Raw genomic sequence first — 24,901 nt, 5'->3', positions numbered from 1 at the left:
AATTAAAATGATAATAAATTGTTTAAAACACCATGCCTCATCATATAGTTTGTTGGATAACCTCCATTTGCAAATCGATAAAGAGTATCTCCTAAGTCAGGATAATTATTATAAGTTTTATTATAAAAGAACTTATTGATATCAACATTAATTTTAAATGTTGAACCATTACTTCCAACAGTAAAAGCTTCATTAATTGGAAATGATAAATAGTCATCATCATTTCCAGCATGATATAAAAATGGAGAATACTTCCCATTTACAACAGATTTACCTTCAAGTTTCATAAAAATATAACCAGGATTCCAAGCCCAATACATATCTGCATCTGTATTTAAAGGGAAATCCATAACTGAAGCATTTACATGATTTAACTCATTTGGTACTCCTATATTAAATATTATTCCTTTATATTTTATTGGTAATACTTTAAATCGAATTTGCTGTGAATATGGTAATTCAAAATCAACTAAGTGAACATTATTCTTTAAAGCAACACTACCAGAATCTAAAAATGTAAGCATAAGTGTATCACCATTCTCATTTAACAACCTAGGCTTGCTCAAATAAAATCTAAATTTAGAAACTTTATATGGAACATTATTAACTGACATCCCTTCAACATTATAAACTAAAGGAGAACTTCCAATAAAGGCATTGAAATTAAAAGTCAAATTTGTTGAAACTAATGGTTCTGATATAGTTTCTTTATTACATGAAACAACAAGAATTGAAAAAATTGCTAATGAAAAATATATATACTTATCCATGTTTTATTGTTTGTATTTCGGATTTGAAATGAAATTTTGATCTGTTAAAGTTTTTAAAAATGCAATCAAATTATTTTTATCTTCATTAGATAAATTTAATTTATAAATTGTAGGATCTTGATTCGGGTGCCCACTCCCCCCTTTATTGTAATTCTCTATTACCTCTTCTAAAGTTTTGTATGAACCATCATGCATATATGGAGATGTTACCGCAATGTTCCTTAATGATGGGATTTTAAATTTTCCTAAATCAATATCTAATTTAGTGATTTTTTTTCTTCCTAAATCTTTATAAATTTCTTTAGACCCGTTATTTGCAAATTTATTTGTTGTAAAATTATATCCAATATGACAATGGTGACATTGAACACTTTCACCGAAAAATAAGTGTAACCCTTTTTTCTCTTGATCATTAAATAAGTTTGTATCACCATTAATGTATTTATCGTATTTACTTTCAGAACTTACCATTGACCTCATAAAAGAAGCAATACTTTTTGTTAAATAGCCAGCGCTGGGCAATGTATCATAAGCTTTTTTAAACATATTCAAATAATTTGTATCCTTAGTAATTCTTTGTATAACTTCACCTAAAGTCATATTCATTTCAATTGGATTTGTAATAGGTCCAATAACTTGTTGCTCTAATGTTGGCACTCCTCCATCCCAAAAAAAAGATGTATTCCAAGCAAGATTAAATAAAGGAGGCGCATTTCTTTCACCAACTAATTTGTTAATACCTAAACTAAATTGAGATGAATCACTAAATGCATTGTTTTGTAAATGACAACTTGAACAAGATATTTCTTGATTACTTGAAAGTTGTTTGTCAAAGAACAATTTTTTACCTAATAAAATTCTATCTTCAGTCAATTTATTATCTAATGGAACTGGCATTTTAGGAAATCCAATTGGAGTTGGAACTACTTCAATTTCTTCGGTTGGTGGGTTAACTTCATTGTTTTTACAAGCCATAAAATAAAAACTAATCAGTAACAATAAAAAATACTTCATAATTATAATTTTTAAAATAAAGTTTATTTTTTAATAATTTCTTTAGTTTTAGAATTCATAGAATTATGAATTATTTTTTCAATAGTCTTAATATTTAAAACTCCTTTTTTAGTATAAATAACTCTATGATCTTTACCTTTTAAAATAACAAATGTTGGCATTCCCATACCTCCATAATAACTTACTTCATTAAATCCATTTGTTAAAACTGTGCTACTAACATTATTTTCACTTTTCCATTTTAACAATTCTGTACAAGAATATTTATCATTATAACCCACTGTATAATATAGTATTTTATTTCGATATTGTTTATCCAATGAAATTTTCATTTTTTCTATAGAATTTGCGGCTGTAATACAAGGCTGACAATCTAACATAACATATTCTGTAATTACTAAATATCCTTTATTAAGTAAATCAAATAAATGATGAGATTTACCTATGCAATCTGTTTTAGTCCAATCTAGCGCAGTAATTTGCTGAGCATTTGATTTATCCATAATTAACAAGAATAAAACTAAAGTTATATAAAAATATTTCATTTAAAAGAATTTAATTAGTAATATGCTTTTGTAAAATACAAACAAATTTACAATTTAATAGATAAATATTTTCTATGAAATGTTGATTAATATTTAAGTAATTTGATGATTTTACTTTTCATTTTAAAAGTTAAATTTAAATACATATTTTTAATGTTTTTCTGAGTGTTAATCTTATCGATTAAAATTAATTCAACCCATGATTCTATTTTCAACGAACTATTATTTAGTTATTACAATATTTATTTCAATTATAATTTTTACAATTCATTCATATAGAACTACAACTCCAAAAATTGGAAATTTTAGAAAATGGATATTAATTTTGTTAAGGACTATTGGGTTATGTCTTCTATTATTTACTTTATTTGAACCAGTTCTTAGAACAAAAGATATTAAAGTATCTGAGCCTTTAGTTGTTGCTTCATTTGATAATTCTTTAAGTATGCAGTTAAAGGGATTGTCTAAGGAAAAAAGGATTGATGAAAGTAAATCAATTGCAAAATTCTTAAGTGAAAATATTAATCAACTGAAAGTAAATGCTAATCAATTCTCCGATTCTATCTTCTCTTTTAATCTAGCTAATTATTCTAAATTGCTTTTAGGTTCTAAGAATGAGACAAATTTATCATTACCAATAAATTTCATTTCTGATTCACTTTTAAAAAACAATATATCATCTTTAGTGATTGTTACTGATGGACAATTTAATGCAGGAACAAACCCTATTTACGATGCTGAAAAAATAGGCATTCCAATTTATACTATTGGATTAGGTGATTCAACCGAACCAAATGATGCTAGTATTGAACAAATTTATACAAACAAATTAACCTATGTAAATTCAGATATTCCAATCGATGTTACTTATAAAACTATTTCTAATGTTGAAAATAAAAAATCTATACTAACATTATTTGCAAATGGAACTAAAATTTCAGAAAAAAATATACTTGTAAATAAGGGTGTTTCAGAAGACAATTTCACTTTCAATTTTATCCCAAAAAATGAAGGTATTATTAAATTTTCAACTTCAATATCAGGATTAGAAAATGAGTTTACATTTAAGAATAATTTTAAATCTATTTTTGTTACTGTTAAATCTAATAAAAGGAAAGTTACAATAATTGCCTCTTCACCAAGTCCAGATTTATCATTTATAAAAAATATACTTGAAAATAATAATAATTTTTCTGTTAATTCATTTGTTCAAAAACCAGATGGTAGCTTCATTGAGGGGAAATTAAGTAGTAATAAACTAAGTGAAACAGAAGTATTAATTTTATTAGGATTCCCATCAGATTATTCATCAATTGAAAGTATTAAAATTGTAAATAGTATTGTTTCAAATAAAAGTTTTCCTTTAATAGTTTTTGTTCAATCTAATACAGATTTTAATAAATTGAAATTGTTAGAGAATTTACTACCAATAACTGTATCACAGATTAGCAATAAGGAATTGAGTATTTTTACCGAAATAACACAGAAAGGATTACAAAGCCCTGCCACAAAAGTTTCAAATTTTAACAATTGGAAAGATTTACCCCCAATTTATAAAACCGAAACTACTTGTAAAGCTAAACCAGAATCTGATGTTTTAGCAAATGTTAAATTTTCAAATACTGTTTTGAATGAACCACTAATTGTTTCAAGAATAATTGGTAATTCAAGATCTCTAATTTTTCTGGGTTATGGTTTATATAGATGGAAATTATTAGGAGATGCATTACTAAAATCAAAAGGAGAAAAACCATTAAATATTTTAGATGATTTTATCTCAAATTCAATTAATTGGGTAGGAACAAAAGATATTGAAAAATATTTCTCTGTAGTAACTAGCAAGCAAATTTTTCAAGTAGGTGAAAGTGTAAATGTAATTGCTCAATTGTATGATCAATCATATAAAACAATTACTAATGCAACTGTTAAAGTAAATATCAAAGGAGAGAATCAAAAAAATTATTTATTAAATTTAATTTTTAGTAGTGATGGAAATTATGTGAATTCAATTTCAAACTTACCAATTGGTGAATATACATTTACTGGTGAAGCTTACTCGAATGGCAACTTAATAGGTAAAGATAAAGGAAGATTTTCAATTGAAGACGTTTCTATAGAGTTATCAAAACCAACAATGAATGCTTCATTATTAGATTTATTATCTAAAAAAACTGGTGGGAAATTTTATACTTTTAATAATTATAAAAGTGTATTATCTGATATTAAAAAATCAAAGAACCACATACCGAAATCATTGGAGATAGTACATAATTTGTTATTGTGGCAAAATGTTTGGTTGCTTTTACTATCTTTATTCTCATTTTCAATTGAATGGGTTATTAGAAAGTATAGTGGTTTAGTTTAATTTTTTTTAAAGCAACTAATAAAATGAATTTGATAGGAATAAGTTAACTTTCAACATATCATCTGTTCATATTATAGTCAATTTCAAATATTTTTTTTATCATACTAACAATTACTAAACCAAATCAATGGATGTTTCAAGTATTATTGATCACACTAAATTGAATCCTGATACAACTGAAATCGAAATAAAAAAATTATGTGATGAAGCATTTACAAACAAATTTGCGACAATATGTATTATGCCATATTATATCCCATTTGCATATGATTATATCAACAATAAATATGGTGAAGGTAAAGTTAAAATTTGTAGTGTTATAGGATTTCCAAATGGAGCACATCAAACAATAATTAAAATTGCTGAGGCTAACAAAGCTATGCTTGATGGAGCTTTAGAATTAGATATGGTAATGAATTTATCTGCATTAAAATCAAAAAAAATTAAAACTGTTCAAGCTGATTTAACTGCAATTTCAAATACAGTTCATACAAAAAATTGCATCTTGAAAGTAATTATAGAAACTTTTCTTTTAAGTGATGATGAAAAAAAACTTGCCTGCGAATTAGTTAATTTGTCTGGTTCAGATTTTATAAAAACCTCTACTGGGTTTAATGGAGGTGGTGCAACTGTTAACGATATTGAATTGATTAAAAAATATTCAAAACCTGAGATGAAAATTAAAGCTTCTGGTGGTATTTATACTTATGAAATGGCTAAAAAGCTCATTGAAGCTGGTGCAACAAGAATTGGAACTAGTAAATCAATTGAAATTATCAAAAATCAAAATTATATAAATGGTAGTTAAACAATTTTTATTGAACTTATCAAAATTGATTTAACCTACACTATTTTATTAATTTTAAAAATTATATAAATCAAGATTTTAGAAAAAAAAATGATTATACAATAAAGCATAATCATTTTAATTAATTTATCCAATAAAGAAAACTTTAAGAATTATAATATACTTTGTCTATTTTACGTTCAATATGGGCAATGAAATTTTCTTCATTTAAAGGTTTCCCACAAATATCTATACATAGTTGAGAAGGAGATTTACTTCTACCATATTGATGTATATTCTTACGTAGCCAATCAAGGGTTTCTGTAAATTCACCTTTTGAGAATTGATCTTTGATATTAGGAATTTCTGATTTAAGTTTATCGAACCACATTGCTGCATACAATTTACCAAGTGTGTAACTTGGGAAATAACCTATTCCTCCAAATGACCAATGAATATCTTGCAAGCAACCTTTAGCATCATTTTCTGGAACAAATCCTAAATATTCTTTTGTCTTAGAATTCCAAATTTCTGGTATATCTTTTACTTGAATTGTGTTATTAATTAGTCCTTCTTCAATTTCAAACCTTAAGATAATATGCAAATTATAAGTTAACTCATCCGATTCAACTCTAATATCGCTCGGAGCAATAACATTAATAGCTTTATAAAATTCATTTGAATTTATATCATTTAATTTCTCTGGAAATTTATTTTGCAAAATAGGAAAAGCCCACTCCCAAAACTCACTACTTCTTGAAACCATATTTTCCCAAAACAAAGATTGAGATTCATGAATTCCCATTGAAGTTCCACTAGCTACAGATGTTCTTGCATACCTTTTATCAAACCCTTGTTCATACATTCCATGTCCAGATTCATGTATTAATCCAAACAAACATGACCTCAAATCATTTTCATAAACTCTTGTTGTTAGCCTTACATCTGTCATTCCAAATGAAGTACAGAAAGGATGGGTTGTTAAATCAATTCTACCAAAGTTAAAATCAAATCCTAATTTTTTGATAATAGATTCAGAAAATTCAATCTGTTTTTTTGTATCAAAACCAGCATGAATAATATTATCTGTTGGTTTGATAGTTGAATTTTTAACTTTTTCTAAAAGTTTAATTGTAGCAATTCTCAACCTCTCAAAAATTGGTTTTAACTGTGTTACAGTCATACCTTCTTCAAATTCATTTAGTAAAGCATCATAAGGATTATCTTTAAAACCAATATAATCAGCTTCCCTTCTTTTAATATCTACAATTTTTTCAAGTGAATTCTGAAACAATGAAAAGTCACTTGCTCTTCTAGCTTTTTTCCAATCTTCATTGCCATGAGACATTACTTTAGCTGCTTCATGAATAAATTCTTCTGGAAATTTTGAAGCTTTATCTCTATCTTTTTTTGTTTGAACAACTACATTTTTTTGCCAAGGTTCTAACTCAGCACCTTTTCCATTTGATAATTCATCAATCATATTACCGTAATTTTCATCTACAGTTAATCGATGAACTAATTTACTCAATGTGGCTGTTTGTTCAGCCCTTATGTCAACTGCTCCATCAGGCATATAAGTTTCTTGATCCCAACCTAAAATTGCTGTAGCAGAGTTGATATCTGCAATACTGTTTGACTGCTCTAAAAATTTGTTAAATAGATTTTCTTCCATATTATTTTTGTTTGTTAAAATTCAATTATCAATTGATATTATAATTTAATATCAAATTTAAAAAGTTATTACTTAGAAATATTTTTCACACATTCTTCTAATCCAGCAATTAATGATACCTTTGGCTCCCATCCCAAATCAGATTTAATTTTATGATAAGAAGCACAAGATCTAAACTGTTCTCCTTCCTTTGCTTGTTTATAATTTAAAGAATATTTGTTTTCATGAAATGAGTTAAGTATTTTAAACAAATTATTTACATTTACTTCAGAGTTCGAACTTACATTAAACAAATCAAAGATATTATCTATATTTAAAAGTCTATTTGTAGCAATTAAATTAGCTTTTACAACATCTTTTACATTTACGTAATCTCTGGTTTGCAATCCATTCCCATAGATTATTGGATTAATTCCAGTTTTCATTTGTTCACAAAATATTGCTATAACACCACTTTCACCCAAAGGATTCTGTCTAACTCCATATACATTCGTATATCTCAAACCAATACAGTCAATATTAAAAATTTTATGATAATAGTACATGAATTTTTCAATTGTCAGTTTTGAAATTCCGTAAGGAGAAATAGGATTATTAGGATGACTTTCATCACAAGGATATTCTAATTGATCACCATAAACAGTGCCAGCACTTGAAGCAAACAAAACTTTTTTGCAATCATTTTTAAGTGCTGCTTGTAATAGATTTATTGTTCCTATTATATTTTGTTCAGCATCAAACTTAGGATTAGAAACTGAAACTCTAACATTTAATTGAGCAGAATGATGATTTAAAAAATCAATTTTATTTTCAGAAAAAAATTTTTCAATTTCAGAAGTATTAGTTAAATCAATATTATGAAACTTTGCTTTAGAATTAATATTTGCTTCAAACCCAGTAGATAGATTGTCAATAACAAATACTTCATGATCTAAATTTACATATGCATCAACTAAATGTGAACCAATAAAACCCGCACCACCTGTAACAACAACTTTCATAGTTTTATTTATTTAATATTGTGCAAAATTATAATAAAATATTTTAATGGTTTAATTCTATATGAATTCATATATCATAAATGAATTTTGAATTTATATATTATATACTTTATTTTTGTCTGGTATTTTTTTTAATCAATAATTTTTTTTTTAGTTATGCCAATTAGAATGACAAAAGATGATGATGAGAATCAACAAAACGAATCCAATAGAGGTACTGGTAATTTCTCTGATTTAGGTGGAGGTGCTAGAAATACTGGGAGTGGAGGAATTATTGGAATGCTTTTGCCCTTTCTTTTTAGATATCCAAAACTCTTGATTCTGTTACTAATTATTATTGGGCTATTTTACTTTTTTGGTGGTAAGAATACTATAAATAATTTAGCCTCTCAAGGTTTAGCAAGTGGTTGTAGTTTAGATCCTAAAATTTATGATAAAGCATTAGTGTTTGAGCCATTAGCAAATAATGCTAAAAATCCATTACCAGACTTTGTTTCATTAGAAAAATTTGCTCCTAAAAGGATGAATCAAGGCTCTCAAGGAAGTTGTGTTGCATGGTCTAGTGCATATGCAGCCAGAACAATAATGAGGTCTAGAGAAACAGGAGAAGACCCAAACAAAATTGCTTTTAGTCCTTCTTACCTTTATAATCAAATTGCACTTGAAGGGTGCGAAGGCAGTTATGTTAAATGGGCTATGCAGGCAATGGAGCAGAAAGGAGGATTGCCACTTAAAGATTTCCCATACAATGAAAATGATTGTTCTGCCAAACCAACAAATGAAGAACTTAATTTAGGAAGTCATTACTCAATTTTAGGTGCAAATAGATTAAGTATTAATGGAGATGATCAAACTATTGATCTTTTAGCTATGAAGCAAAATTTATCTCAAGGTGCTCCAGTTGTAATTGGTATGATGGTAGGAGGTACCTTTATGCATGGAATGTTCGGAAAAAAAGTTTGGCATCCAACTCAGTCAGATTATTCTATGAATGGCTTTGGTGGGCATGCAATGTGCGTAATAGGATATGATGATAATTTAGAAGGAGGAGCTTTTCAGATAATGAATTCTTGGGGACCAGAATGGGGTGAAAACGGACTTGGTTATGTGCGGTATAATGATTTTATGAAATTTGCAAAAGAGGCTCATGGATTATACCCAATGGGAAGTTCTGAAAAACCAAGTTCCAATAAGTTAAATTTAAAGTTCGGATTGATAAATAATTCAGATGGGTCTAATATCCAATTAAAAAACAAAGGTGGAAATTTATTTTCAACAATTTCACCAATTTCAAAAGGTTCAAAATTTAAAATTGAAGTATCTAATAGTGTCGAATGTTATATTTATATTTTTGGGCAAGAGACTAATGGATCAAGTTATGTACTTTTTCCTTATACTCAAAAACATTCTCCATATTGTGGAATAACTGGTACAAGATTATTTCCAAAAGATTATTCTATGCAAGCTGATAATATTGGGAACAAAGATTTCATGGCAGTTGTTGTTTCAAAAAAACCAATTGATTTTAATGAATTAAACAATAAGATTAACTCTTCAATTGGCAACTCTTATCTAACAAAAATAACTGAAACATTAAAAAATCAAATAGTTCAAAATGTCTCTTTTAAATCAAGTGATAGAATAGAATTTGAAACAGATGTAAATGATAAAAATTCAGTTGCAATAATAATTGAAGTAGACAAAAAGTAATTTTTAATGAATTATAATTTTTCTTAATTAATAAATCTATAATAAATAATTGGGTGCATTATCTAATATCCGTGAGCTTAGAAAAGAAAGTATTACAGTTCAAATTTTTTCTGAAGAATGTAAAGAGAGGTTTAGTTTAACCCAGTTAAACCCTGGAGTTGGTTTAGATAAATTAATTACAGATAAAAACCTTCATAGACCTCAACTTGCTTTAGCTGGTTATATAGGACTATTCACTTTTCATAGAGTGCAGGTTCTTGGAAACACAGAAATGTTTTATTTGAAATCTTTATCAAATGAAAATAGGATAAATGCATTTAAGTTAGTAGCTAGCTTTGATGTACCTTGTTTTATAATACCAAATGTAAATGATTTTGGTCAAGATTTAATTGATATTGCAACTGATCAAGGAATTGCAGTATTTACAACTCCACACGAAACTACTAAAGCAATTTATCTGTTAACAGATTTCTTAGATGATCAATTTTCTCCTTACTCTCCAATTCATGGATCATTCATAGATGTATATGGAGTCGGAATTTTATTCATTGGTAGAAGTGGTATTGGTAAAAGTGAAATTGCTTTAGATTTAATTGAAAGAGGCCATAGATTAGTTGCTGATGATGTAGTTATGGTAACAAGAAAAGGTGAAGGAATACTTATGGGATCAGGAACTAAGCTAACTCAACACTTTATGGAAGTTAGAGGATTAGGTTTATTAAATGTTCGTGAAATGTTTGGAATTAGAGCTATTAGATTTCAAAAAAGGGTTGAAGTAATTGTTGAACTAGAAGAATGGCACCCTGATGTTGAATATACAAGAACAGGATTAGATGATAATTTCACTAAAATTTTAGATGTTGATATACCTTATTTAAAACTTCCAATCTTTCCTGGAAAAAATGTTACAGTTATTGCTGAAGTAATTTCATTAAATTATTTGCTAAAACATTATGGATATAATGCTGCAAAAGTTTTTACAGAAAAATTAAGAGAATCATTAAAGAAAAAAGTTGAAGAAACAGATAGATCAATACACTATTTTGAAAACGATTTCGAATAAATATTTGTAATCAATAGATTTGATTAAATTTGCAATGTTAGTAAATTCTTATTGTTCTAATTTTATTAAATTTGTAAGTCATAAGAGTTTTTCGGTGTTATTGTTTATTTATTATCACAAAGTTATTTCTACAATATAGTTATTTTGTTTTTTTATTAATCAATCTTTTTTTTCTTTAACATGAATCGTAGATCGTTTCTTGGAAATTTATTAACACTTGAGGAAGTAAATAATTCTGGTGTTAATGATACAAATTCTATACTTGCAAATGATTTAGAGGCTTATTTACCTGATGTTAAATCACCATGGGATGTTATTAGAGCAGGTCATTTATTAAGGAGAACTACTTTTATGCCCCGATGGCAAGATTTAGATTCTATTCTTAAATTAACTCCAGATAAAGCTGTTGATTTATTGTTAGATACTCAAAGTAAGCCTAAAGACCCTAGTGTTGCAAATACTATTACAGAAAGTAGAGATGGTTTAGACATAACTTTAAGAAAAGGTCTTGAAGGACAATGGACTGCTGCTTGGAGTCAGCTTCAAACTTGGCAAACAGAAGTTATGAGAACTTCTGGATTAAGTATTGGAGAAAAACTTACAGCATTTTGGAGTAATCACTTTACTACTGAATTTGTTAATGATGATGACTTTATAGTTGCTCCATTACTATTCAGACAAAATAGATTGTTAAGAGAGCAAGGATTAAACAACTTTAGAGATTTAGCATATAATATAACTCTTGATGGTGGTATGGTAATCTATTTAGGTGGCGAGGTAAATAAAGCCGGTGTACCTAATGAAAATTATGCTAGAGAGTTAATGGAATTGTTTACAATAGGAATTGGTCAATATACTGAAGGTGATGTTCAAAACGCAGCTAGAATATTAACAGGATGGAAAGTTGCTAGATATACCGATCAACCTTCCCCGAATGGACAGTTTAATTCATATTTCCTACCTTCTCAACATGATATTGGTGCAAAAGAATTTTTAGGCGTTTCATTTCCAGCAAGAGATGCAAATACTAATACTGAGTTTATTGTTAAACAAGAAGAAATAAAAAAGTTAATAGATGTTATTTTTGACAAAAGAGGCGATGCAGCTTCAGTTTTCTTATGTAAGAAGTTATATAGATTTTTTGTTTGTGCAAATCCTTTAAAAGTTAATATGGGAGTTGTTAATGCAATGGCTAAAATTATGAAAGAGAATGATTTTGATTTAAAACCAGTTATATCAGCGTTATTAAAAAGTAAACATTTCTTTGATAATAACAATATTGGTTCCCAGTTAAAAACTCCATTAGATTTTGTTATAGGATTATCCAGACAAATTGCATCTCCAAGCACTAACCTCCCACAAGATATTTCAAAGCTTGGTCAAGAGTTGTTTGATCCACCAAACGTAAGTGGTTGGAATGGTTGGCACGATTGGATTACAACAACAACTTATCCAATTAGAGATAAAATTTCTCAAAACTCAATAGCTGCTTTGACCGATTCATTAGCTATGTCTTTCATAAATCAATTTCCAAATAAGGAAGATTTAGATTCTTTAATTGTTAATTTATGTGCTATTTTACTACCAAGAGCTTTATCTAATGAAAGAAAAACTTTTCTTAAAAGCAAGTTAACTGGGGGTGCTCCAGATTATGAATGGAAGCAAATTATGAACGATAGTGTTACTGCTGGTAGAAACATAAGAGAATTATTGAATAGTATTGTTCAACTTCCAGATTTCCAACTTTGTTAATAACTTCAATAAAAAAACCGTTTCAGTTAACTGAAACGGTTTTTTTTATATCAAATTTACTTACAATTTAATGACTATTCCCATTAGTTTTTGAATTTAAAGCTTCAGTTTGCATAATAAAATCCTTACCAGTTCCCTCACATTCTGGTGAGTTAAACTCATGTGGTCCTCTATACACAGTCGGAATAACATCAAAATTACCATGACCAGCAGGAGATGGAATTGTCCATTCTAACGTTGTTGCATTCCATGGATTAGCTGAAGCTTTTTTACCTTTAAAAATACTATAAAATAAGTTGAAAATAAACAACAATTGAGTAAAACCTAACAAAATTGCTGAAATTGTCATAAATTTATTTATAGGTTGAAGATGAACTAAATGAGAATATTGAGTTGGATCATAAATTCTTCGCATGTGACCTCCCATTCCAATAATATGCATAGGGAAAAAAGTACAATTAAAAAGAACAAATGTCAATACGAAATGGATTTTACACCAAGTATCATTCATCATTCTGCCAAACATTTTTGGGAACCAAAAAATTATACCAGCATATGCCGCAAAAAGTGATCCACCAAACAATACATAATGAAAGTGCGCTACAATAAAATAGGTATCATGTATGAATGAATCTACTGCAGTTGAAGCCATAAAAATACCTGACAAACCACCTATAACGAATTGAACAACAAAAGCCAAGGTATAAAGCATTGGTGTAGTCAAATGGATTCTACCACCCCAAAGAGTACCCAACCAATTAAAAGTTTTAATTGCGGATGGCACACCAATAACCATAGTTGAAAGCATGAAAGTAGTACCTAATACTGGATTCATTCCTGATTGGAACATATGATGCCCCCAAACAATCCAACCTAAAAATGCAATCCCAGCAATAGCAAAAACCATAGCTTTATAACCATAAACAGGTTTACGAGAAAATGTACCTAAAATTTCAGAGGATATTCCCATTGCTGGTAAAATCATAATATAAACTTCTGGGTGCCCAAAAAACCAAAACAAATGTTGCCATAACAAGGGTTGACCACCCCCAGCATATTTGTGAACCTCAGATAATGCAGAACCCGTAAGTTTTAATCCAGCAGGTAAAAAGAAACTAGTACCAATGTTTCTGTCCATTAATAACATTCCAACTGCTGCTGATAATACTGGCAAAGCTAATAATAAAAGTATAGCAGTTATAAATATAGCCCAAACAGTTAATGGCATTCTAAACATACTCATTCCTGGTGCTCTCATATTAATTACAGTAGTTATATAATTAATAGACCCAATAATTGATGAAATACCCAATATTAACAATGATACACACCATAAGTTTTGTCCAAGTCCAACTCCTGTATATTCTTTGATTACTGAAAGAGTTGCATAACCAGTCCAACCTCCCCCAGCAGCACCACCTTCAACAAATAAACTTAATAACATAATTATACCAGCTGGAACAGATAACCAAAATGAAACCATATTCAAAATTGGAAATGCCATATCTTTACATCCAATCTGAAGTGGAACCAAGAAATTACCAAATAGACCAATCATCATTGGCATAATAGCAAAAAATACCATGAAAGTGGCATGCATTGTAAATGCAGTATTATAGAATTCAGGTAATACAACTCCATCACCTAGCATTGAACTTGGCAAAATTGTTCCTAATAAGAATGGAGGCAAAGGTTGACCAGGAAATCCTAATTGCCATCTAACAATTAATGCTAATAATCCCCCAACTAAAAGAAAGAAAAATGCACTAAACATAAATTGAATACCAATAACTTTATGATCTAGTGAAAAAATATACTTCTGTATAAAATTCATCTTCGGATGAGCATGATGTTCATGGTCATGAGAATGATTAATTTCAGTTTCTAAATTTGAATGAAGAGTTGCTTCCATTATTAATAATCTAAAAAATAAAGTTTAATTAAAACTATTCTAAAACAAGAACTTATCTATTTTACTCTGCTAAATTCAATTCTTCTATTTTTTTCTCTTCCTTCTGCAGTAGCATTATCTGCTATTGGATTTTCAGGTCCATATCCTTTAGATGTAAGATTCTTTTTATCAATTCCTTTTTTAACTAACCAAATCATTACAGCATTTGCTCTTTTTTCTGACAATAATAGGTTAGTATTTTTATTTCCAGAATTATCACTAAATCCTTGTATCTGAACAACCTCTTCTTTTTTTTCTTTTAATGCATCATAAACATTATTTAACACTATCTCTGAAGAGACAGAAATTTTATCACTACCTGAAGCAAAAGTAATTCCATTCAATGTAATTTTACCACCAACTTCAACCTTTGAAATTTCTTCAGTAGTAGGAACTACAATAGTTGAATTTGTACTATTTTTTGTCTCTGAGATTTTTGAGGTATCTGTAGTTGTACTTGAGGTTGGAGTTAATGTTTTTGCAACTTTGGCTTTTTCAGCCATATACCATTTATCAAATTCCGAACTTTCCATTACAGTCAAATATCCTCTCATTCTTCCATGACCCAAACCACATAATTCAGCACAAGCAATTTCTAAATTTACTGGTTTTGGACAATTAAACCAATATCTAGTTAACATACCAGGTAAAGCATCTTGCTTCATTCTAAATTCAGGTATAAAAAAACTATGTATTACATCTTGTGCTGTAAGTTTTAATAATACATCCTTACCAGCTGGTACATGAAGTTGATTTACTGTATTTATATCATCAGGAGTATCAAATTTGCCATCCTCACCTGAGTAAGTTATATCCCATTGGAACTGTCTTGGTTTTACATTTATAACAAGTGATTTGTCTTCACTTGGAGGTGTATATTTCATATCAACCCAAACACTTTTACTATACAAAGCAATCCAAATCATAATTGCAAAAGTAGCGGTAGTCCAAAAAATTTCAAGTTTATTATTACCATGAGTATATTTAACTGGTCTATTTGCTGATTGTCTATATTTAAACAAATAATAAATCATAAAAGCTAAAACTAGTAGAAATACTATTATTGTCATCCAATAAATAACCATAAAAATATGATCTGATTCAACAGCAATATCAGTTAAAGCTGATGGTAACCACCAACTTTTGTACCTTGCCTTTGGAGCTTGCTGAGAGAATGCTGTTATTGATGTTAACAGGAATATAAACGAGAATATCTTCTTATTTAATTTCATTAAAGTATAATTTTTCTTTGACAATAAAATTCGCTTTTGAATTACATTTTATTTGTAATTATTCAATTAATTGAATAAAACAAAAATTATTGAGCCTTGAAAGTTAATGGTAAGTCTTTTGATTCTTTTGCAGCTATTTTAACTACTTGTTCTTGTTTGCCAAATTTTTCATGCCAAGCAGTTACAGTATAATCTCCTGGTGGAACATTTGGTATATTAAAAGAACCATCCTTAGCACTAACTGCAAAACAAGGGTGTGAGCAAACCCCAACATAACTTCTCATCCAACCATGTACATCACAAGAAATTGTAACCATTGTTTCTTCCTTATCAAAAGATTTTTGAGCTGTCATTCCTGCATTTGGTTGTGCTATGTTAAAACCTTTATTTATAGTTGGAGTAGCATGAACATTATGCATAGTTGGGTCTTGGTTTTTAATTGTAATTTGTTGACCTACAACAGCTCCAATAATCCTAGGAATGTATTTACATCCAGATTGATCTAATTCAGCTTTTGGATAAGAACTTTCTGGAAATGATTTACCTTCCAATCCCTTACTGATGTAAACAAATACGTTACCTAGTTTACCATCATTTATACATACATCTTGATATTCATTTGTTGCTTCACTCTTTTTAGCTGAACAAACTGGGTCTGATTCCATAGCTAAAGGTGAGGCTACTGGAGCAGTTCCTTCAAAAGAAACAACTCCCTTTATTGAACCTGCATCAGCTAAACTTATTGCTGCTGAAGCCACACCATCTTCAGTAGATTCTTCTTCTGAAGTATCATATTTACTATCCTTACCCCCACAACTACTCATAAATAATGAGTTAAACCCTAAAAAAGCAATTAAAGAAACAGATAAAACTATCTTACGAAACGACATATTAAAAATAAATTATATTATAAAAATTATAAAAAAAAATTCAATTAAACTTCAACTTTTGGTTGTTGGCTTTTCCATTTAAAATAAATACTTCCTATGAAAGATCCAACTAAAACAAAAGGTAAAATACTCATAGCAATTATACTTGCTGATAAAGACTCACCTAAACCAGGAACCTCCTTAATACTTTCACCACAAGTAGGACATGCAATCATAATTTGCAAGAACAATATTGTATTAAATAAAAACACTATTAAATATTTGAATACTTTCATAAACATATTATATTTTAGGTTTGAAATTATAATTTATTTTAATGAAATTTTCTTAGTTGAGTCTTTAGAAACTTTAACAACACCTTTAGTTTTTGTAGAATCTATTACCTTCTTTTCTACAACTTGATTACTTACATTAGTTGATATTGATGTTTTTTGAGATTCCATTGCTCCAGGCAAAACATTTCCCTTAGAACCTCCTAATCTCCAAACATAATTTGCAACTGCTTCAATTTGCATATTTCTATTACCACCAAAAATTGTTGAATCAACAACAACTGGTTCTTCATCAGTTCCCCAAAATGCTGGCATTTTTGTTCCTGGAACTATCGCAGATGGATTATGTAGCACACGTGAAATCCATGCTGGCTTTAATCTATTTCCTGCTAAAGCTAAATTTGGTACTGGAACTGCAGCAGCACCTCCATTTGCAGGTAATCCACCAACAGCATGACATTGTTGACAATTTAATTTGGTAAACAACCTTTGCCCTGCAACTAAAGATGAATCAGAAGCTGGATAAGTTGAATAATCAGTATAATTGAAATCTTGTTTTTCGAGACCTAAGAAATATCTACTTAACTTTGATAAAGTTTCTTCACTAAAATTATAACTTGGCATTCTAATATTCAACCAAGTTCTTACTGGAGTTGAAGATGGATTTTTAACAAAATTATAGAACCAATTCTCTTGAATTTTAGCTCCGACAGTATTTAAATTTGGTGGTGCATATGGATTTGCATCATCTCCAGTTTTGCCAGGTTCAAGAAAATCTCTGATATAGCTACCTTGATTCTCAACTTTATGACATCCCATACAATTGTTCCAATGTGTTAAGAATTTACCATCATTCACATATTGTTCATACTGACCAAGTCCTTTCCTAAATCCTGGCAATACATAAGCTTTTGTATAACTTCTTAAAAGAACAGATAATGCATATGCTTCTTCATCTGTCATACTATAAACTGGCATCTTTTGAGGTATTGCATCTGTCTGAAAAATTCTACTATTTTTCATTTTAAGAACTGTCCATGTCCACCAATCTTGACCATTTGGTATTTCTTCATATATCTCCATTAACTCGTGTTCACCTTTTTTGAAATGTTTTCTAACACTCAATAATTGAGGTTCCTTTAAAAATCCAAAAAACAAATCATGTCCAGTTTTTGCACCATAATCGTTCAAAGAAACAGATACCTTTCCTTCAGTTTCGAATCCACTTATTTGATGACATCCATAACAACCATATTCTCTAATTAACTTTTCTCCTTTTTTAATCCATTCTGGGTTATTAATATTCGAAATTGCCGTATTACTTTGCGAGTTTGAACTCTTTAAAGAAACTAAATATGCTGTTACATCTGATGCTTCTTGATCACTAAGCCTCATACTTGGCATTCTGGTTTTTGCATTATAATGCTTAGGATTTTTCAACCAATCAAAAAGCCAATTAGCATTGACTTTAGAACCAATTTTTGTTAAATCAGGACCAAAACCATTACCTTCACCAACTCTATTCCCTTTAACTCCATCATTTTCCCACATTGGACTTGTTTTACCCAATTCATTGCTAAACTTTGGGTTAGGTTTGTATTCAAATGCAGTTGAATGTTTTACTGTATCAATTACATGACAAGCGATACAACCAACAGAAAATACTACCTGTCTTCCTCTTGCAATATCTCCAGAAGAACCAGAGTTTGGAACATAACTACTATTTTTTGAAACATCAAACAAATATGCAGTTACCGCTTCAGCCTGTTCAGAATTAAATCTAAAATTAGGCATTCTTGTATGAGAATTCCAATTCATAGGATTTAATATCCAATTAACTGTCCAATCAGGATTCAATTTTTTACTTACATTCAATAATGATGGACCTGTTAAATACTCTTTCCAATCAGGTATATTGCTAGCTTCATGACAACCATAACATCCAAAATCTATAAATAATTTTTTTCCTTTGGCAATCCAATCAGTTGTTTCACCTTTTCCTGCCATATTTGCATTAACAAAATTATACCCCCCTTCGTGGCAATTTCTGCAACTTCCTTCAATAAAACCACCAGTTAGCAACGGTTTTTCCCAATGTTTTTCTAAACCATGAGCATGCTCAACATCATCTACTGACATTGGCTGACCACCATGACAGCTGGTACAACCAAATTTTTCAATTGGATGAGATTTGAGAATCTCTAACTTAGGATGAGGACCGTATACCTTCCTTGCATGTTCTGCTTTCTTTTCGTCTTTTATTAATTTTTTAAAAATATCTTCATTTGCAAAAACTGGATCATTAATTCCTAGGTGGCATGACTGACACCTATCAACACGCATTTTCAAATTACCAAAATTAGATTTATCCATATCCTGAATCATAATCTGTTTGATTTTGATTGGCATAGATTTAGTTTCATCAATTTTAGTAACCAAATCTGAAACAGATTTAAAAATACTATCTGCCTCTTTTTCTAATTTATTTTTTTCATCTAATATTGGTTTATACTTAGACATCAAAGTAGTTTTTTCTCTATCTAATTTAGCAAGATTTGTATCCAAATCTTTCATTTCAAGCTCATAACCAGTTAATTGTTTTTTAAATTCTGCAGCTTTATCTGGAAATCCTGTTGATAAACTATGTTCGTAATAATAATTTTTACTATCCCAGAAAGCTTTTATATCTGCTCTTTTTTTGCTGATTGTAATAACTTCTCTTGTAATTTTATCAACAGAATTTTTAGCTTCAATTATACTATTTGAATTCAACTTTTTATCAAGTTTTCTCATTTTCGAAACTCGATTCTTTAGTTCTTTTTTAGATACTCCTTTCTTTGCTTCTGAAAGTTGTTTTTTAAGAGCTTTAACTCTAAGATCTCTATAGTTTTCCTGATATTCTTTCCAAGGGCGACGAGAACTGATTTCGTTTACAAGAACTCCTAGAGTAAATAAGAAAAGAAGACCTGCTAGTATAGCATACATCATTCCGTAATCTCTGTGCTCTATTGGAGTATGTAATCTTTCTTTGAACCAGCGAAACATATTTAATTATTATGAAATAAAATTGAAATTTACTTTATAGAAAATGAATATTTAAATAATAAAATTAATTAAATATTAAAGAAAGGTGTAGCCAAGATATATTTAACATTAAACAATAATCTTAATAATATTTTAATAATAACACCACCCATGCTTAATGTAAAAAATGCAGTAGTTGCATATCTAATAAGACCTAAATCTTTCATTATAGATTTATCTTTGTATTTCTTCCAAATAAAAATACCAATAGAATAAAATGCAAATAAAATAATTGAACCAAACAACATTGCAACCCAATTATATGAGTTATCAATATTTCTTGAAGGTATTCCAAAAATTTCAGTAAAATCTCTATTATTTAAAGGTACAACCTTATGTGCATCCCAATACTCCCAAGGAGTAAATAAGTTCCAACCAGGTCCTCGAAAAAATGTACCAACAACAATTAATGATACCCATAATAAAATAAACCCTATTGCGAACATTGATATTGCAAACTTCCTTTCCTTGATTGTATAGTAACCATTACCTTTTTGATTTACATCGATATAAGGTATTGCAATCAATCCAAAAATTATTAATGTAGGAAGAATTACTCCAGCAATCCAAGGATCAAAATAGACTAATAATTCTTGTAATCCTAAAAAATACCAAGGTGCTTTTGATGGATTTGGTGTTAAAGTAGGATTTGCTGGTTCTTCTAATGGTGCATCTATATAAATTGACCATATTGTTAAAAATAATATAACCCCAATAGACATCAAAAATTCAACTCTTACCAGATTAGGCCAAACTTGAATTTTATCCGATTGCTCAGCCTCGAAAGGAGTCCCTCTTTCATCATTGATTTTAGCTTGTTTCCAAGTTAGCCAACAATAAAATGCTGTCAAGGTTAGAATCAGAATTGCTGGAACATTATCCGGCTTTGTTACTTGATTCCAAAGATAAAAGAACGGTGAGATTTCACTCATCTCTGTTTAATAATTTTATTATTCTTAATTAAAATTTCTAAATATCAATTTAATACAAATTCTGTTTATTAAAATTTAATAGAACTATTCAATTTTAATTAAACTTCTTCTGATTCTGGCTTTGTCTCAACTTCTAAATGTCCATTTCCATTTGATATTACATCACCTTCTTCAGAAATCATATCAATACGTTTAATCTGCATTTTACGAACCACATCTTTGGCTTTTCTCATTTCTTTTGTTTCAACTTTCGGACCTGAAATACCACCATCTTTACGGATTCTCCAAAAATGAACAGCCATTAATACTGCACCGACAATTGGTAAGAAAATACAATGCAAAACATAAAAACGTAAAAGTGTTGCAGCTCCAACGGTTGTTCCGCCTAATAAAACAAATCTAACATCATTATCTGGTCTTAAACCTAATTGAGGACCAAATGGACCTTCATGACCAAGTAATGGTGTAGCTCTTGCCATATTTGTACCAACTGTTACAGCCCAAATTGCTAATTGATCCCATGGTAACAAATAACCAGTAAAAGAAAGTAAGAAAGTTAATAAAAGAAGGATTACTCCTATTGCCCAGTTGAATTCTCTTGGAGGTTTATATGAGCCAGTTAAAAATACTCTAAACATATGTAGCATAACTGTAATAACCATTCCATGAGCTGCCCAACGATGCATATTTCTAATAAAAGGACCAAATGCAACATCATTCATAATGAATTTCATATCATCAAAAGCATATTCTGCAACTGGTCGATAGTAAAACATTAAAATTACACCCGTAACTGTCAGTAATAAAAAAAGTAAGAAAGTTATTCCACCCATACCCCATGTATAACCAACGTTAGTTCCGTGTCTTGAAATTCTTACAGGATGCAAATGTAAAAAAACATTATCAAGAATCATCAATGCTCTATTGCGTTGATTGTCTTGGTAACCGTGCCTGAAAATAGATTTCCAGATTACGTTTTGTGTTATGTCCTTTCGGACTTTATCGAAATTAGGTCGTTGAAGCATATTAATTACTGACTATAAGTTCAAAATTAATTTTTAAAAAATAAAAACTATAATTTATTAAAGAAACTTAAACCTTTAAACTTGATTCTGATTTATCCCAATCTCCATTTTCCCAAAGAAATTTTTTACTTTTATCAATTAACAATTGACCATCAGGACTTAATGAAATTGAACATCTTTCCAATGGTCTTGGTGCTGGACCCTCAAAATGCATTCCATATAATGGGTTACCTCTAAAGCCCGAACCATGGCAAGGACATTTAAATTTATTTTCACTTGAAAGCCATCTTGGTGTACAACCTAAATGTGTACAAATTGCAATTAAAGCAATAAATGAACCATCTATTTGTCTGATAATCCAAACTCTTTCTTCATCTTTAAATCTTTCACTTACAGAACCAGGAACATAATCAATTGGAAAGCCTGCTTTAAATATTGGTGGATTTTCATAAATAACTCTGGGGAACATTGATCTAATAGATCCTAAAAGCATTATTGTAAAAAAACCAAAAAAACTTAACCACCCAGTAGATTGCAGAAAATTTCTGCGTCCAAAATACCAAGCACCAACTTCAGGTTCTTTTTTATCAGCAGCTTTCTTATTCTGTTTGTTGGTATCAAATGCAATTTTTTCTAATTCTTGTTGGCGTGCTTTTTGCTCAGCATATTTAAAAGATTGTTCATCAACCTTTTTACGAATGGCAACTATTTTTTTTCCTGCTTCAGTATCAGGTACTGGTTTTGCAACAACTTTTTTAGTTTCAGAAACAACAGATGTTGGATTCGGAGTTGCTGCCGAAGGTGATCCTCCAATAGCCATTTTAGCTGCCTTTGCGGCAGCCATTTTTGCTTGAATTTCTGCTAATTTTTTTGCTTTATCTTCAGGACTAAGATTTGGAATATCCATGTGTTACTTTAAAAAAAATATATTTTTAATTAACAATACTTCTCAATTAAAAAACGAATTGAATTTGAATCTGTTTTAGTATCTGGGATTATAAAACTTAACTAGTTATTAATAAGTCACATCAATCATTAATATCATTCTGGTTGAAACATCTCAATTGTATCCCAAGGACAATACTTAGCGCACAATTTACAACCTATGCAAACATCTTCATCTACAATAACAACTTGATTTATAGTTTTATTATAATTGTCACCTTCAAAAAATTCAGGACCAGGTTTTGTATAAATACAATCAACTGGACAAAATTCAATACAAACACCACACCCAGTACAACCATCTTCAATGATGAATGCAAGAGGCATAGCTTTTTTCTTTTTTTTAGCCGCTACCGCTTCTGCCATTTTTTTAAACTGAAATAATAAAATGATATGATTGATAACAAAGCATTTAATACAAGCATAATAGGTATGTTACTTACTTCAAAGAGATTGTAAACTGTAAGTATATCAATTAAGTGAGAATTACTAGAAAAAGCTACTTGTAAAAATGCACTACAAAAATACGTTTCACATTTTTATTAGCCAACTCTAAATATTTTTTTTTTTAATTCTTTTATCCTGCTTTTTTTTTCGTATAATAATTTTCATATTTTAGAATTAATAATAATTCAATTTGAATTTCATGGAATATAACAGATTAGAAATAGAAATTGTCGATTCTGTAGGTACTATATGGCTTAACAGACCAGATAAAAGGAATGCACTTGATAGGTTAACAGTAGATGAAATAATTTATGCTATAAATGATTTATCTGTTAATCAAAATGTTAGATCAATAATTTTATCTGGTAGAGGTTTATCATTTTGTGCTGGAGCAGATTTAAATCATCTAAAAAGCATTTCAAATTTCAATATTGTTGAAAATTTAGATGATTCAAAAGCACTTGCAAAAGCATTCTTTGCAATTTATAATGCACCTAAGCCAGTTATTGCAAGAGTACAAGGTTCAGCAATTGCTGGAGGCTGTGGTTTAATGTTAGCTTGTGATATTATTGTAGCTACTGAAAATTCCAAATTCGGATTTACTGAAGTTAAAATTGGATTTATACCTGCAATTGTTTCAGCATTTGCTTTAAGAAAATGTTCTCAAATTCAAATTAGAGAATTATTATTAACAGGTAAAATAATATCTGCAAATGATGCTTTCGATAAAGGGTTAATAACTAAACTAGTTAAAAATGAAATTGATTTAGATCTTTATATTAATTCTTTAACTGAAGAGATATTGAGCACAAGTTATACTTCTGTACTACTAACAAAACAAATGCTAAACACTTTAGATTATACCTCTTTAGAAAGTGCATTAGAATATACATCTAATTTAAATGCCTTAGCAAGGAATACTAATGATTGCAAAAATGGAATAAATAAGTTTCTAAATATTGTTTAGAAACTTTGTTAAAAAATTTAAATTGATTACAAACAAAAAAAAATGGCTTATCTTACAAAAAGATAAGCCATTATATATTTACTAATTTTCTTGTCGAAAATTATTTTTTTGTTCCCATTGCTTCTTTAGCTTTATCAGCTGCTGCATCTACTGCCTTAGTAGCTGTTGATGCTGCTGAATCAACAACTGCTCCTGCAGCTGAAGTTGCTGTTGCTGCTGCCGCTGTAGCTGCTGTTGCTGCTGAATCAACAACTGCTGTAGCTGTTGTTGTAGCTGCTGCTGCTGTAGCTGCTGCTGCTGCTGAATCCATAGTAGCTGCTGCTGCTGTTGAATCTGTTTGAGCTGTATCAGCTGTTTCAGTTTTTCCACAAGAAGTTAAAGACATTCCAAGAACTGCGATTGACAAGAAAAGAAGATTTTTGATTTTCATTTTGATTTAAATTGAATTTAAAAATGTTTTGTTATTTATTTTGC

General features: G+C 29.3%; 21 protein-coding genes. 6 read left to right on the top strand and 15 right to left on the bottom strand.

Features of this window, described 5'->3' with window-relative positions:
- Positions 1-2: 2 nt before the first annotated feature.
- Genes IPP08_04785 through IPP08_04775 form a run of 3 tightly spaced genes read right to left on the bottom strand, consistent with a single transcriptional unit; the run spans position 3 to position 2,287 of the window.
- A complete protein-coding gene (locus IPP08_04785; GenBank protein ID QQS67486.1) occupies positions 3-770 on the bottom strand; it encodes a hypothetical protein in 768 nt (255 codons plus the stop codon).
- A 3-nt stretch (positions 771-773) separates the two neighbouring features.
- Complete coding sequence (locus tag IPP08_04780; GenBank protein ID QQS67485.1) at positions 774-1,784, bottom strand: hypothetical protein; 1,011 nt, start codon at positions 1,782-1,784, stop codon at positions 774-776.
- 23 nt (positions 1,785-1,807) lie between these two features.
- The gene (locus IPP08_04775; GenBank protein ID QQS67484.1) at positions 1,808-2,287 is read right to left on the bottom strand and encodes a hypothetical protein; all 480 of its coding nucleotides are present in this window, start codon (positions 2,285-2,287) and stop codon (positions 1,808-1,810) included.
- 241 nt (positions 2,288-2,528) lie between these two features.
- Between IPP08_04775 and IPP08_04770 the strand changes: the two genes are divergently transcribed.
- Both IPP08_04770 and deoC read left to right on the top strand, forming a co-directional pair.
- Positions 2,529-4,694 (top strand): VWA domain-containing protein, encoded by a 2,166-nt coding sequence (locus IPP08_04770; protein QQS67483.1) that lies wholly within the window; start codon positions 2,529-2,531, stop codon positions 4,692-4,694.
- Positions 4,695-4,821: 127 nt separating this feature from the next.
- On the top strand, positions 4,822-5,502 hold the full coding sequence (gene deoC, locus IPP08_04765; protein ID QQS67482.1) for a deoxyribose-phosphate aldolase: 681 nt from the start codon (positions 4,822-4,824) through the stop codon (positions 5,500-5,502).
- A gap of 145 nt (positions 5,503-5,647) precedes the next feature.
- Here the strand turns inward: deoC and IPP08_04760 are convergent, their stop codons facing one another.
- Positions 5,648-7,156 carry a carboxypeptidase M32 gene (locus IPP08_04760; GenBank protein QQS67481.1) on the bottom strand — a complete coding sequence of 503 codons (1,509 nt, stop codon included), beginning with the start codon at positions 7,154-7,156 and terminating at the stop codon, positions 5,648-5,650.
- A gap of 68 nt (positions 7,157-7,224) precedes the next feature.
- Positions 7,225-8,157 carry an NAD-dependent epimerase/dehydratase family protein gene (locus IPP08_04755; protein ID QQS67480.1) on the bottom strand — a complete coding sequence of 311 codons (933 nt, stop codon included), beginning with the start codon at positions 8,155-8,157 and terminating at the stop codon, positions 7,225-7,227.
- Positions 8,158-8,313: 156 nt separating this feature from the next.
- On the opposite strand from IPP08_04755, the gene IPP08_04750 reads away from it, so the two are divergent.
- The 3 genes from IPP08_04750 (at position 8,314) to IPP08_04740 (ending at position 12,682) form a co-directional block, all read left to right on the top strand.
- Entirely contained in the window at positions 8,314-9,867 is a 1,554-nt protein-coding gene (locus IPP08_04750) for a peptidase C1 (GenBank protein QQS67479.1), read from the top strand.
- A 49-nt stretch (positions 9,868-9,916) separates the two neighbouring features.
- Positions 9,917-10,930: an HPr kinase/phosphorylase gene (locus tag IPP08_04745; GenBank protein QQS67478.1), complete on the top strand. Its 1,014-nt coding sequence runs from the start codon at positions 9,917-9,919 to the stop codon at positions 10,928-10,930.
- A 180-nt stretch (positions 10,931-11,110) separates the two neighbouring features.
- Positions 11,111-12,682 (top strand): DUF1800 domain-containing protein, encoded by a 1,572-nt coding sequence (locus tag IPP08_04740; protein QQS67477.1) that lies wholly within the window; start codon positions 11,111-11,113, stop codon positions 12,680-12,682.
- Between the two features lie 67 nt (positions 12,683-12,749).
- Here IPP08_04740 and IPP08_04735 read toward each other — a convergent pair whose 3' ends face one another.
- From IPP08_04735 to IPP08_04695, 9 genes are all read right to left on the bottom strand, one after another.
- A complete protein-coding gene (locus IPP08_04735) occupies positions 12,750-14,594 on the bottom strand; it encodes a cbb3-type cytochrome c oxidase subunit I (GenBank protein QQS67476.1) in 1,845 nt (614 codons plus the stop codon).
- Positions 14,595-14,650: 56 nt separating this feature from the next.
- Positions 14,651-15,865: a cytochrome c oxidase subunit II gene (gene coxB / locus IPP08_04730; protein QQS67475.1), complete on the bottom strand. Its 1,215-nt coding sequence runs from the start codon at positions 15,863-15,865 to the stop codon at positions 14,651-14,653.
- 86 nt (positions 15,866-15,951) lie between these two features.
- A complete protein-coding gene (locus IPP08_04725; protein ID QQS67474.1) occupies positions 15,952-16,755 on the bottom strand; it encodes a hypothetical protein in 804 nt (267 codons plus the stop codon).
- A 44-nt stretch (positions 16,756-16,799) separates the two neighbouring features.
- Positions 16,800-17,030: a hypothetical protein gene (locus IPP08_04720; GenBank protein QQS67473.1), complete on the bottom strand. Its 231-nt coding sequence runs from the start codon at positions 17,028-17,030 to the stop codon at positions 16,800-16,802.
- Between the two features lie 33 nt (positions 17,031-17,063).
- Positions 17,064-20,072 (bottom strand): c-type cytochrome, encoded by a 3,009-nt coding sequence (locus IPP08_04715; protein ID QQS67472.1) that lies wholly within the window; start codon positions 20,070-20,072, stop codon positions 17,064-17,066.
- Positions 20,073-20,140: 68 nt separating this feature from the next.
- Positions 20,141-21,043, bottom strand: a complete 903-nt coding sequence (locus tag IPP08_04710) for a cytochrome C (protein QQS67471.1) — start codon at positions 21,041-21,043, stop codon at positions 20,141-20,143.
- Positions 21,044-21,141: 98 nt separating this feature from the next.
- Complete coding sequence (locus tag IPP08_04705; GenBank protein QQS67470.1) at positions 21,142-22,068, bottom strand: cytochrome b N-terminal domain-containing protein; 927 nt, start codon at positions 22,066-22,068, stop codon at positions 21,142-21,144.
- A 67-nt stretch (positions 22,069-22,135) separates the two neighbouring features.
- Entirely contained in the window at positions 22,136-22,561 is a 426-nt protein-coding gene (locus IPP08_04700) for a Rieske 2Fe-2S domain-containing protein (protein ID QQS67835.1), read from the bottom strand.
- A 548-nt stretch (positions 22,562-23,109) separates the two neighbouring features.
- Positions 23,110-23,379, bottom strand: coding sequence for a 4Fe-4S binding protein (locus IPP08_04695; GenBank protein QQS67469.1), 270 nt, complete (start codon positions 23,377-23,379; stop codon positions 23,110-23,112).
- A 280-nt stretch (positions 23,380-23,659) separates the two neighbouring features.
- On the opposite strand from IPP08_04695, the gene IPP08_04690 reads away from it, so the two are divergent.
- Positions 23,660-24,427, top strand: a complete 768-nt coding sequence (locus tag IPP08_04690) for an enoyl-CoA hydratase/isomerase family protein (GenBank protein QQS67468.1) — start codon at positions 23,660-23,662, stop codon at positions 24,425-24,427.
- A gap of 100 nt (positions 24,428-24,527) precedes the next feature.
- On the opposite strand, the gene IPP08_04685 is transcribed toward IPP08_04690, so the two are convergent.
- Positions 24,528-24,857, bottom strand: coding sequence for a hypothetical protein (locus IPP08_04685; GenBank protein ID QQS67467.1), 330 nt, complete (start codon positions 24,855-24,857; stop codon positions 24,528-24,530).
- Positions 24,858-24,901 lie beyond the last annotated feature (44 nt).

The sequence above is a fragment of the Chlorobiota bacterium genome (genome assembly GCA_016700335.1).
Taxonomy (GTDB): Bacteria; Bacteroidota; Ignavibacteria; order OLB7; family OLB7.
This window is presented reverse-complemented; position numbering and strand designations above follow the sequence as displayed.